12 protein-coding genes and 1 other RNA gene are annotated in these 12,200 nt (G+C 59.8%); 4 read left to right on the top strand and 9 right to left on the bottom strand.

Annotation, left to right across the window (positions count from 1 at the left end):
- Positions 1-27: 27 nt before the first annotated feature.
- Entirely contained in the window at positions 28-291 is a 264-nt protein-coding gene (locus V3390_RS06235; RefSeq protein WP_331703819.1) for an NAD(P)-dependent oxidoreductase, read from the bottom strand.
- A gap of 113 nt (positions 292-404) precedes the next feature.
- On the opposite strand from V3390_RS06235, the gene V3390_RS06230 reads away from it, so the two are divergent.
- From V3390_RS06230 to ffs, 4 genes are all read left to right on the top strand, one after another.
- Positions 405-779, top strand: coding sequence for an MFS transporter (locus V3390_RS06230; RefSeq protein ID WP_331703818.1), 375 nt, complete (start codon positions 405-407; stop codon positions 777-779).
- On the top strand, positions 731-1,318 hold the full coding sequence (locus V3390_RS06225; protein ID WP_331703817.1) for an MFS transporter: 588 nt from the start codon (positions 731-733) through the stop codon (positions 1,316-1,318). Before V3390_RS06230 ends, V3390_RS06225 begins: the two co-directional genes overlap by 49 nt.
- 234 nt (positions 1,319-1,552) lie before the next feature.
- On the top strand, positions 1,553-2,242 hold the full coding sequence (locus V3390_RS06220; protein ID WP_331690007.1) for an SOS response-associated peptidase: 690 nt from the start codon (positions 1,553-1,555) through the stop codon (positions 2,240-2,242).
- Positions 2,243-2,290: 48 nt separating this feature from the next.
- Positions 2,291-2,387: signal recognition particle sRNA small type (ffs, locus tag V3390_RS06215), an RNA gene on the top strand.
- A 140-nt stretch (positions 2,388-2,527) separates the two neighbouring features.
- On the opposite strand, the gene V3390_RS06210 is transcribed toward ffs, so the two are convergent.
- The 8 genes from V3390_RS06210 to V3390_RS06175 all read right to left on the bottom strand — a co-directional run bounded on the left by V3390_RS06210 (position 2,528) and on the right by V3390_RS06175 (position 12,134).
- Positions 2,528-3,286, bottom strand: a complete 759-nt coding sequence (locus V3390_RS06210) for a 3-deoxy-D-manno-octulosonic acid kinase (RefSeq protein ID WP_331703816.1) — start codon at positions 3,284-3,286, stop codon at positions 2,528-2,530.
- Positions 3,287-3,418: 132 nt separating this feature from the next.
- On the bottom strand, positions 3,419-3,940 hold the full coding sequence (gene infC / locus V3390_RS06205) for a translation initiation factor IF-3 (protein ID WP_331704327.1): 522 nt from the start codon (positions 3,938-3,940) through the stop codon (positions 3,419-3,421).
- A gap of 81 nt (positions 3,941-4,021) precedes the next feature.
- Positions 4,022-5,923 carry a threonine--tRNA ligase gene (thrS, locus tag V3390_RS06200; protein ID WP_331703814.1) on the bottom strand — a complete coding sequence of 634 codons (1,902 nt, stop codon included), beginning with the start codon at positions 5,921-5,923 and terminating at the stop codon, positions 4,022-4,024.
- Positions 5,924-6,146: 223 nt separating this feature from the next.
- Positions 6,147-7,733: a DHA2 family efflux MFS transporter permease subunit gene (locus V3390_RS06195; protein WP_331703813.1), complete on the bottom strand. Its 1,587-nt coding sequence runs from the start codon at positions 7,731-7,733 to the stop codon at positions 6,147-6,149.
- Between the two features lie 17 nt (positions 7,734-7,750).
- Entirely contained in the window at positions 7,751-8,923 is a 1,173-nt protein-coding gene (locus V3390_RS06190; protein WP_406805163.1) for an efflux RND transporter periplasmic adaptor subunit, read from the bottom strand.
- 13 nt (positions 8,924-8,936) lie between these two features.
- Positions 8,937-10,379 (bottom strand): efflux transporter outer membrane subunit, encoded by a 1,443-nt coding sequence (locus V3390_RS06185; RefSeq protein ID WP_331703812.1) that lies wholly within the window; start codon positions 10,377-10,379, stop codon positions 8,937-8,939.
- A 12-nt stretch (positions 10,380-10,391) separates the two neighbouring features.
- On the bottom strand, positions 10,392-10,847 hold the full coding sequence (locus V3390_RS06180; RefSeq protein ID WP_331703811.1) for a MarR family winged helix-turn-helix transcriptional regulator: 456 nt from the start codon (positions 10,845-10,847) through the stop codon (positions 10,392-10,394).
- 111 nt (positions 10,848-10,958) lie between these two features.
- The gene (locus V3390_RS06175) at positions 10,959-12,134 is read right to left on the bottom strand and encodes an MFS transporter (protein ID WP_331703810.1); all 1,176 of its coding nucleotides are present in this window, start codon (positions 12,132-12,134) and stop codon (positions 10,959-10,961) included.
- Positions 12,135-12,200 lie beyond the last annotated feature (66 nt).

Here is a 12,200-nt window from a genome sequence, read left to right as displayed (position 1 = left end):
GCCAGGCGTTCCCTCCTCGCCTTCCGATCAGTTGGCAACCGCAAACCGTTTACCGGCATGCGCGGGCTTCTCCAGCTCGTCAACGATCGCAACTGCAAAATCCTCCGCGCTGATGGCATCGCCGAGCGGGCTATCGGTACCCACACGATACTGGCCGGTGCGCTCACCCGGGCTGATCATCGGTGCCGGCGACAACATCGTCCACTGCACTCCTTGCGATGCCCGATACAGGTCGAGAACGGTCGAGAACGTATCTGCCTCCTGGTAGTACTCTGCCGGAAAGCCCGGCATGTCTTTCAGACGCGTGCCGTCGATCTCAAGCGAACCCGCACCGTTAGACCAACAAGCAGAGGCTGATGCCGCTAAGCTAGCGATTCAACCTGCATCCTGCATCGGACCCGCGCATGACACCAACCACCCGAACGCCCGTGCCTCGCGCCGTGTGGACGCTCGGTTTCGTGAGCCTGCTGATGGATATGAGCTCCGAAATGGTGCACGCGCTGTTGCCGGTGCTGCTGTCCTCTGTGCTCGGCGCCAGTGCGTTGTCAATCGGGCTTCTTGAAGGCGCATCCGAAGCACTGGTGCTGGTGACCAAGACATTCTCCGGGTACATCAGCGATGCCTTCGGTAAGCGCAAACCGCTGGTGCTACTTGGCTACGGACTGGCCGCACTGACAAAACCGCTGTTTCCTATGGCCGATAGCATTGGAATGGTAGTAACCGCCAGACGGTGGACCGTTTCGGTAAAGGCATTCGCGGCGCACCCCGCGATGCGCTGATTGCAGACGTGACAAGCAATGAGAACCGCGGCGCGGCGTTTGGCCTTCGTCAGTCTATGGATACTGTGGGTGCAGTGCTGGGCCCGCTGTTTGCTGTGGTGCTGTTGAGCTACTGGGTTGACGACATTCTGCAGGTGCTGTGGTTTGCCGTCATTCCTGCGTTTCTGTGCGTGCTGCTGATTATCTTCGGCTTGAGCGAGCCCCCGAATGCCGCCAAGGCCGCCCGCCTTCCGATCACGCGCGAAGGCCTTCGCAAATTAGGACGCCCATTCTGGATCGTTGCGATGGTCGGCGGCTTCTTGTCGCTCGCACGTTTCAGCGAGGCGTTCCTGGTGTTGCGTGGCAGCCAGATCGGCATGAGCAATGCGCATGTGCCGCTACTGATGGTGGTGATGAGTCTGGTCTATTCGCTAAGTGCCTATCCCGTGGGACTGATGGCCGATCGCATGAGTCGCAAAGGCTTGCTCGCATTGGGCATGCTCGCTCTGGCCGCAGCGGACATCGTGCTCGCCCGCACCCTCACCCAACCGGGTGTATAAATCGGCGTGGCGATTTGGGGACTCCACATGGGACTCACGCAAGGCCTGCTGTCGGCCATGCCACCGGCGCCGCATTGTCCTTAGTCACGTTATTGGCCGTGGCGATGTTGCCGTCACAAGCCGCAGACGCCAAGCGCTAATACCGACGCCAGCCGAGCCTAGAGAGCCGGCATTCAGAACTTGGCGGCCAACTCTTCGTATGCTGGTGTTTAGAACCTACGGAACCTCGACGCCATGTGCGGCCGCTTCGCCCAAGTCCTACTCAAGAGTCATCTTCCGCCCGGCATGGCCGAGCATTTGCGCGACGAGCTCAACGAACACATCCGTCCGCGCTTCAACATTGCGCCTACCGCTGCCGTCGCAACGGTCGCCCATTTCGAAGGCAAGGACATCGCCCTCCCCATGCAATGGGGACTGGTTCCCGGCTGGAAAAAGGACTTGTCGCCACCGCATCCGATCAACGCCCGCATCGAAACCGTGGACACCAGCGGCATGTTCCGCGGCGCGTATCGCTATCGTCATTGCGTGATTCCCGCGCGCAACTATTACGAATGGATCGCAGGGCCGGCGCCCAAACAGCCCTATGCCATCGCCCATGCCACCGATGAGGCCCTATGGTTCGCCGGCCTGTTCGAGCTGTGGACCGATGCCGGCAATAGTGCTCTGCTGACCTTTACCATCGTCACCAAACCCGCTAATGGCATTGCCGACCGTGTCCACTCCCGCATGCCCGTGATGCTGCGCCCCGAGCTGGTCATGCCTTGGCTGCACGCCACGGAGCCCAAGGAGTCCATGCGTTTGCTGATGGAGCCCGCGCCCCCGCTGGCGATTTTTCCGGTCAGCAAACGGGTCAATAATGCCCGTAACGAAGAGTCCGACCTGGCCGAACCCATCGGCGAGATCGAAACCGAAGCAGCCGCCTGACGAATGCGCTAAAATAGACGGCTGATTTTGCAAGTCACTATGGTGGCCCCGTTGGCCTCCCGCGACACTAGGTAGAAAACTCCGCCAGGGCCGGAAGGCAGCAACGGTATTTACTGATGTGGGTGCCGGGATGTGCTGGCGGGGCCATCTCCATTCCGGTAAATGGTGTTTGGGAAATGGTAAATGGTGGGGTTGGTCGGCGTTCATAGCGCCCCGCACCATTTACCAATACCAGTTTCCAATTTCCATTTACCAAGGCGCGGCGTCGCGCGCTGCGCGACCGCGCTAGACGCCGCGGGCCCAAGCCTGACAGTAGGCATCTTCGAGCTGCTCAAATCCCTGCAAAGCCACAGAAGCATCCAGCTGGCTCGAATGTTCGCTCTGAATCTTCAGCACCGAACGTTTCAGACGCTGCAGATTGTTCTCGCGCCACGCGGTTTCGGGGATGCGCACATGCGAGCGGTCGAAATCAATCAGCCAGCCCTGCCCTCGTGCATTGAACACAATGTTGTGCGCGTTGAGATCGGCGTGATCCAGTCCGTGACGATGCGCTTTGGCGATCAGACGGCCGGTGTCGGCCCACGGCGCCTTCGCACCTTGATCCACCATGAGACTGCCAAACGTGCGGATATCGCGCAGGAACTGCAGCAAGATGGCGGCGCGATAGAACTTGCCGCTGCGCCAGTAAGTGGCGGCGATCGGCTCGGGTACCGGCGCTCCCTTCTCGAACAGATCGGCCGTTAAAAAGAACTCGGAAAAACTGCGAGTGCGATTGCCGCCTTGAAAAAAGTAGCGGTCCTTTAAGACTGGACCGACCATGCCGCCGCGCAGATAGCGCCGCAACAGCAATGGGCCAATCGGCGTATGCACAACGTAGGCACCCCCGCGTCCGCCCGTGCGAATGCGCTCGGCCGACTCGCCCCAGTGCCGGGGTTCAAACCACTCCGGGGTAATCAGATTGGATCGGCTGTGCGCCGTAACAACGGCGCCCTGGCCCGCTGCATTCTGATAGTGCCGGATGTCGGCAAGAACTCGTGAAGACATCGAAACACTATAACAAAGTGCGGCAAGGCCCATACGCAATCGCCCCGCGGATGCGGGGCGATGTGAGTGAAGTCACTCTTTAGTTCACAGGCGGTCGCGGTGAGGCGCCAAGACCTGTAGACCGAACGTAGCTTACTTCTTTTTGGGTGCGATCATCATGACCATCTGCCGGCCTTCGAGACGAGGCCGCGATTCGACGACGATGTCCTCACCCAGATCGGCCTCAATGCGCTCAGCCATCTGCCGACCCAGCTCCATGTGCGACATTTCGCGGCCACGGAAACGGATATTGACCTTGACCTTGTCGCCTTCTTCAAGGAAACGACGCATGTTGCGCAGCTTGATCTGATAGTCGCCCTCGTCCGTCACCGGACGGAACTTCAGTTCCTTGATTTCAACCTGTTTTTGCTTTTTCTTGGTTTCGGAAGCGCGCTTTTGCTGTTCAAAGCGGAACTTGCCGAAGTCCATGATCTTGCAAACCGGCGGATCAACGTTGGGCTGGATTTCAACCAGATCAAGTCCCAACTCCTCAGCGGCCCGCAGGGCCTCATCGCGGCTCAGGATACCGAGCTGTTCGCCATCGCTGCCGATAACGCGGACACGGGGGACGCGAATCTCGGAATTCCTGCGGTTCTGTTTTTCCGTAGTGCTGATAAATCAATCTCCAAAGTGATCAGTTGCCGCCGTCCCGTCAAACGGGGCGCGCAGGTCTATATTGTAAATGGTAAACCCAAATCAGGCGCCGTATTCGGCTCTGACGCGTTCAGCAAAGGCCTCAGGCGTCATAGTACCCAAATCTTCGCCGGCGCGGGTGCGGACCGAAATCAGGCCCTGCTCGCGCTCCCGGTCACCCGCTACCAGCAGGTAAGGGACCCGCTGCAGCGTATGTTCGCGGATTTTAAAGCCAATTTTCTCGTTGCGGTCGTCGACATCGGCACGGATACCCAGATCACCCAGGCGCGCGGCCACTTCGCGGACGAACTCGCCCTGCGCGTCGGTGATGTTGAGTGCCACGGCCTGAATCGGGGCCAGCCAAGTCGGGAACACGCCGGCATGATGCTCGATCAGGATCCCAATGAAGCGCTCCATGGAGCCCACAATGGCCCGGTGCAACATGACCGGATGCACGCGCTGGCTTTGCTCGTTGATGTACTCCGCGCCCAGACGGGCCGGCATCATAAAGTCGACCTGCATGGTGCCCAGCTGCCAGGTGCGGCCAATCGCGTCCTTCAGGTGGTACTCGATCTTGGGACCGTAGAAGGCGCCCTCGCCCGGCAACTCTTCCCACTCGACACCGGCCGAGCGCAAGGCATCGCGCAGTGCATCTTCGGCACGATCCCAGGTGGCGTCATCGCCCAGGCGCGAATCCGGACGCAAGGCAATCTTGATCTGGATATCGCTGAAACCGAACGTCTTGTACACATCCAGCGCTTGCCGGTGGAAGGCACGCACTTCGTCCTCGACCTGCGCCTCGGTGCAGAAGATATGGCCATCGTCCTGAGTAAAACCGCGCACGCGCAGGATACCGTGCAAGGCACCCGACGGTTCATTGCGATGGCAGGCACCGAACTCACCGTAACGAATCGGCAGGTCACGGTACGAGTGCAGACCGGAGTTGAACACCTGCACGTGGCCCGGGCAGTTCATGGGCTTGACGGCATAGGTGCGCTTTTCGGACTCGGTAAAGAACATGTTGTCCTGGTAGTTATCCCAGTGACCCGAACGCTTCCACAGTGAGACATCGAGAATCTGCGGGCAACGCACTTCCTGATAGCCGCTCTTGCGGTAAACGCCGCGCATGTGCTGCTCGACCACTTGCCAGATCGACCAACCCTTGGGATGCCAGAACACCAGACCCGGGCCTTCTTCCTGGATGTGGAAGAGATCCTGAGCCTTGGCAATCTTACGGTGATCGCGCTTTTCGGCTTCTTCGAGCTGAAGCAGGTATGCCTTGAGGTCTTTGTCGTTGAGCCAGGCGGTACCGTAGATGCGCGAGAGCATTGCGTTGTTGCTGTCGCCGCGCCAGTACGCACCGGCCACCTTCATCAGCTTGAAGGCGCGAAGCTTATCGGTGTTGGGCACGTGCGGGCCGCGACACAGATCGGTGAATTCGCCTTGCGTGTACAGCGACAGATCTTCGGAAGCAGGAATGCTCTCGATGATTTCGGCCTTGTAGTTCTCGCCCAGACCGCGGAAAAAGCTCACCGCATCATCGCGCGACTTGACGCTGCGCGAAACCGGCTGCGATTCCTTGACGATCTTGCGCATTTCCTCTTCGATCAGAGGCAAATCCTCGGGCGTGAACGGACGCTCGTACGCAAAGTCGTAATAGAAGCCGTTATCAATCACCGGGCCAATGGTGACTTGCGCGCCGGGGAACAGACGCTGCACGGCCTGTGCCAGCAAGTGCGCGGTCGAGTGCCGCAGAATATCCAGCGCCTCGGGCGACTTCTCGGTCACGATTTCCAGGCTGGCATCGTTGTCGATGACCGTGCCGGCATCAACCAGTTGTCCGTTGACCTTGCCGGCCAAGGTGGCCTTGGCCAGACCGGCGCCAATGCTGGCAGCCACATCGTATACGGAAACGGGATTTTCGAATTGGCGTTGCGAGCCGTCGGGAAGCGTAATCGAGATCATATGGAGTCGGTAATGAGGGGAACAGAAACAAGAAAGGCGCCACATGGCGCCTGTCCGAGATGCAGTGTGCACCCGGGGCCATGGATCAACGGTGGCGGAAGGTAGTCCTCATGTCGCACGCGAATCCGGGACGTTGCCGCGCCGGAGACCTGCAGATCCCATCTTGAAACGTTGCCCTGATTATACCAGCAAACCGGCGGCCAGCCGGGGCGTGATACCCCGACTAGTGACCGCCCGCTGCGGCGCCAGGCCCGCCCTTGGCGGTGAATGGCGGCTTGGCAAACCACACCACGGCAATGACGAAAATAAACAGCCAGCCGAGAATGTGGAAGATCTCATTAAAGCCGATCTGGTTGGCCTGCTGAGCGATCATCTGCGACAGGCGCTCCAGTCCGGCCGTGGTGTTGCCACCACCCAGTTGCCCCACCAGCGCGACGTCGCTTGGTTGCGTGCTCTGCACCGCCTCGGTGAGATGGGCGTAATGCACCGTGGTGCGTTCGTTCCAGTACCAAGTCGTGATCGAAGCGGCAAACGAACCGCCCAAGGTCCGCACAAAGGTCGCCAAGCCCGAACCGCCGGCAATCTCGTGCGGCTCGAGGTCACTGAGCAGAATCGTCAGCACGGGCATAAAGAACAGCGCCACACCGAAACCCTGGAACAGCTGCACCAATGCAATGTCCCGGAAATCAACTAGTGTGTTGAATTCCGATCGCATAAAACAGGTAGCCGCCATGAACACGAAGGCCAGACTGGCGACCCAGCGCAAGTCGAAACGTTGCGCATACAGACCCACGAACGGGGTCAGAATCACCGGCAAAATACCGATCGGAGCCGTCGCAAAACCGGCCCAGATGGGCGTGTAGCCCAGGTTACGCTGCAGCCACAACGGCACCATCAGACCGACGCTGAAGAAGGCCGAGTACGCCGCCACCATCGCGATCGTGCCGGCACGGAAGTTGCGGTGACGGAACAACCGCAAGTCCACAATCGGGTCTTTATCCGTGAGTTCCCAGATCACAAACACTGCCAGTGCAATCACGCTGATCACCGCCAGCACGACGATCTCAGTGGAGTGGAACCAGTCCTGTTCGTTGCCCAAGTCCAGCAGCGTTTGCAGCGCACCGACGCCCAGGACCAGCGTGAACAGACCAACATAGTCCATGCGCGGTTTCTCAGTGCGCTCCGGCCGGCCCTTCAGCTGCGCCCCAACGACCATCGCCGCAAACACGCCAATCGGCACGTTAATGAAGAAGATCCATTCCCAACTGTAATTGTCCGTAATCCAGCCACCGAGAATCGGACCGGCAATCGGTGCTACCACCGTCACCATGGCTAACAGCGCCAGCGCCTGCCCTCGTTTATTGGGCGGATAGACACTCAGCAGCAGCGCCTGCGTGACCGGATACATCGGACCGGCGACAAAGCCCTGCAACGCACGCGCGCCGACCAGCAAGTTCATGCTCGTGGCCAAGCCACACAACAGCGATGCAATGACGAAGGCCATGGTGGCCCACACGAACAGCTTGCGCTCACCGAACCGACGGGTGAAATAGCCCGTCAGCGGCAGTGCGATGGCATTGCTGACCGCAAAGGAGGTGATCACCCAGGTGGCTTGATTGGAACTGCCGCCCAGATTGCCGGCAATGGTCGGCAAGGACACGTTGGCAATGGTCATGTCCAGCACCTGCATGAAGGATGCAAGTGTAAGACCCAGAGTTGTCAATGCGCGATTGGGTGGCGCGAAGCCCGCTGCGGCCGGCGCCGGAGCGGCGGCGGCAGGCGGATTGGTTGCGGCGCTGTCAGATGACACGGCGATGCCTTCCTGGATTAGCGACCGGAATTGCGGGCAATGATGCCGGCGATCAGGTCATTGGCTTCATGCAGCTGACGGTCATATGCGTTGGTGGTGTAAACCGCCTTGCTCGGAGCGGCGGCGGCGAGCACCGGACCGTTCTGGTCGTGCACATCGACATCGACGCTCATGCTCAGACCGATACGCAGCGGATACTTGGCGACCTGCGCCGGATCCAGTTCAATGCGCACCGGCACGCGCTGTACGATCTTGATCCAGTTACCGCTGGCATTCTGGGCCGGCAGTACGCTGAAGGCACTACCCGTACCCAAGCCCATGCTGACCAACTTGCCCTTGTACTCGATCTTGTCGCCGTACAAATCGGCGCTGACCTTTACCGGCTGACCGATCCGCATCTTCTTCAGTTGCGTTTCCTTAAAGTTCGCTTCGACCCAGACCTGATCCAGCGGGACCACGGTCATCAGCGACGTACCGGGCTGCACGCGTTGACCCACTTGAATGGTGCGTTGTGCCAGATAGCCGCCGACAGGCGCCACGATGCGATTGCGCGCACCGGCCAGATACGCCTGCCGCACTTGCGCTGCAGCCGCTTCGACTTGCGGTTGCGTAGCGATACCGGTGGCATCGACCAGGGCACGAGCGCGAGCTTGCGTGCTGTTCGAAGCACTCAACGCCGCTTCAGCCATCGCGACCTGTTCACGGGCATGCGCCAGTTCCTCAGCCGAAACAGCACCCATACCGACCAGACCCTGGCGACGTGCCAGATCCTGCTGGGCATTGGCCAGAGCAATTTGCTTGGCGCGAATTTCAGCAGCACCGGTTGCGACCTGCGAATACAGACCGCGAGCCTGCCGCACCGCGTTGGCCAGATTGGCCTTGGCGCTTTCCAGGCCGACGACTGCATCGAGCGGATCGAGCTCCACCAGCGTAGCGCCCTGCTCCACCTTCATGCCGTTTTCGGCGTGAATTGCAGTGACGGTACCGGCGGTTTGCGGCGTAATGGTCACCATGTTGCCTTGCACGTAGGCGTCGTCGGTGGTCTCCTTCCAGCGCCAGTCAAACAGGTACAGCAACAGCGTTGCGATGGCAGCGAGCACCAGCACTGCAACGAGAATGAGCAAGGCGCGCTTGCGCTTGCCGTTCGGAGCAGTTGCCTGCGGATTGGCCGCATTGGCCGAGGGATTCAGTTCTTGTGTCATTTCAGTTGCCTTCCATCAGCACACCGCCACCGAGGGCAGTATTGAGATCGACGAGAGTTTGATTTTTTTGCGCCTTGAGCGCGACCAGTTGTTGATTCATTTGCAGCAGAGGACGCTGTGCGTTGAGCACATCAATCTGCGTACCGAGGCCCGCACGGTACCGGGCCACCGCAATGGCTTCGGCCTTGCGCGCGGCATCTACCGCCATTTGCAGCGAGCCGATTTGCGCATCCAGCGTGCGGTTCGAGGTCAGGGCATCCGCCACCTCACGTAACGCACCGGCCAGCAGGCCGTTGTATTGAGCCACGGCCAGATCGTATTGCGCATCGTTGACGGCCAGCTGACCTTGCAGTCGGCGCTGTGCGAACAGCGGCAGACTGATCGAAGGCCCGACCTGCAGCAGCAATGCCTTGGCGCTAAACAGATCCATGACATCGGCAGCGGCAAGGCCGGCCATGCCACTGAGATTAATGGTGGGATAGAACGCCGCCTTGGCTACATCAATGCCCTTAGCAGCAGCCTCTACGCGCCAACGTGCAGCGACCAGATCCGGACGATGTCCCAGCAGTTCACTAGGCAGGACCGAAGGGACATTCAGACGACCCGCCTGCTTCATCGCAGGACGCGTAATGGCATTGCCTCGATCCGGTCCCTGCCCCATCAGCGCCGCAATGGCATGCTTGAGAAAGGCAATCTGCTGATCGGCAGCGAACGAAAGTTGCTGTGCGGAAGCAATCGCCATTTGCGAATTGCGCACTTGCAGCTCGTTATCCAGACCCTTCTTAACGCGTGCCGAAGCCAGCTTTAACAGGGCCTCGTTGCGCTGCCGTTCGTCAGCAGCGACGTCCTTGGCACGGTAAGCCTGATCCAGACCGACATAAGCGCGGGCGATGTTGGCGGCAATCGAAAGACGCGCAGCTTGCACATCAACTTGAGCGGCATGCACTGCATCCAGAGATTGTGCCTGCTTGGCCTTGTTGCTGCCCCACACGTCAAAGGTCTTGGAGAACTGGACGCGACCAATGGTTGTGGCCTTGAACTCACCGCCGATCGGCTCAGGAATAATCGTCTCGGGCAACTGCACGCCACTGACCTGGCCGACAGCCTGACCTTGCCATTTGTCTTCCTGAGTAACCAGTCCCAGTTGCGCATTGGCCAGATCGACGCGGGCATTGGCAGCATCAAGCGATGGCTGTGCGGACAATGCCTCGCGAATCAGTGTGTCGAGCTGCGCATCGCCGAATGCAGTCCACCAGTTGGCGGCGGGAAACTCTGCACCGGAACGGACGTATTGACCCAACGATTCTTGCGTAGCCAATGTGGCATTGGCATCGTGTATTTGACCCTTGGGTTGCAGACCGCCCGTGCTGGCGCAGGCCGACAGGGCCATTGCCAATGCGGCGGCCGTCAGACCGCGTGGGCGGAATGATTGACTCTTGCTCATTGTGTACTGTTCTTATTGAGGTTCGTTAGACGACTGCAGATTACCGACGATGGTTTCGAGCGTATGAAACAGCTCGGAAAGACGGCGGTCGGAAATGTCGGCGAACGCACACTCGAGCGTGCGCAAGCCGCAGACTTCCATTTGTTTAGCGATCTTCCTGCCTTGCGCAGTCAGGTCCACGTGCATCACGCGCCGATCCTGTTCGGATGGTGTGCGAGTAACCAGACCCTGCTCAATCAGGGAATCAATGACGCGCGTCATGGCACCGGCGTTAATGGCAGCACAGTCGGCCAGCGAGGACGACATTGCCGGACCGTTACGCAGATTCTTCATGACGATGTACTGACTGAAGTTCATTTCGATGCCAACGGCAGCCAGCTCAGCAGACATGTGACGCCACAACTCTTCGCGAGTCTGGCGCAGCAAGCGGCCAAGATTGGAACTGCTGGAGGCATCTAGTGAAGTCATGGCGGATATTGTGCATCCGTAATATTTACTTGTCAAGGCAACTATTGCTACCGCAATAGTATCCCGTCGAAGTATTGTTCAGCTCACCGACATCCGGGCCCTGCCCGCCTTTCAGGCCTCGCGATGCGGCACCGGTCGCTGCCGGCTACCGACAAAGAGGGCCAATCCGAGCAGTGCCAGCACCGCCCCAACCCAGCCGGTGGCGGGGTAACCCCAGCCCCAAGTCAGCACCAGACCACCCAGCCATGCACCCATGGCATTGGCCAAATTAAAGGAGGCGTGATTCCCGGCCGCTGCCAACGTCTGCGCCTCGCCCGACACGTCCATTAGACGGATCTGCAAGGGATTGGCCAGGGTCACCATCGTACCGATCAGGAATACCAGGGGCGCTGCCAGCACCTGCACGCCACACATCAGTGCAAAGATGACGAGGCACAACGCACTCCACAGCAAACAGCCTTTGATCGCCGGCAGCAGCGCGCGGTCGGCAAAATGCGCGGCGGTGAGGCTACCGATGATTTGACCCACACCGAACATCGCAAGAATCCACGGAACGGTTTGCGAAGGCACTCCGGCATGTTGTTCGAGCGTCGGCACGATGTAGCTGAAGGCACTGAATAATCCGCACCCGCCAATCGCACCCGTCAGCAACGCAATCACCACGGGCTGGCGCGTCAGAGATTTCAGTTCATCCATGGGATGCACTTCGGTGCCGACCATTCCCTTCGGCACGAAACGCATCATTAGCAGGAGGCAGGCGGCAGCAAGCCCCGCCACGAGCCAGTAAACGGCGGGCCAGTCCAGTCTTCGACCAATCCATGTAGCGAGAGGAACTCCCGCCAAGGTGGCGACATTGAGTCCCATCATGATGGCGGCCACGGCTTTGGCCCGATGCTTGTGTCCTACCAGCTGCGCGCCCACCAGCGACGCCACACCAAAAAAGGCGCCATGCGGAAGGCCTGCAATGAATCGCGCCCACCACAGCTGTGTGGAGGTCGTGGCCAAGGCGCTAAAGGCATTGCCGATTGCGAACGCCACCATGAGTCCAAGCAGCAGCACTTTACGCGGTGTGCGGGCGAACAGCACGGCCAGCACAGGCGCCCCGACTACGACGCCGATCGCATACGCACTGATGAAGTGACCCGCCTGCGGGATGCTGACCTGCATACCATTGGCAATTTCGGGCAGTACGCCCATCGTGGCGAATTCGGTAGTGCCGATGGCGAAGCCGCCGACCGCCATCGAGAACAGGGCCAGCGGCGCGGAGGGCGCGGTTCGATTAGTCATCGGCCCATTGTAGTCAGCCCTAACCCGCATGCCATCTGCATTCGTTTGAAGTGGTCTCACGCCCTG

It is taken from the genome of Aquilutibacter rugosus (assembly GCF_036541335.1).
Lineage (GTDB): Bacteria > Pseudomonadota > Gammaproteobacteria > Xanthomonadales > Xanthomonadaceae > Aquilutibacter > Aquilutibacter rugosus.
The sequence above is the reverse complement of the archived record's forward strand: the minus strand, read 5'-3'. Positions and strand labels throughout refer to the sequence as shown.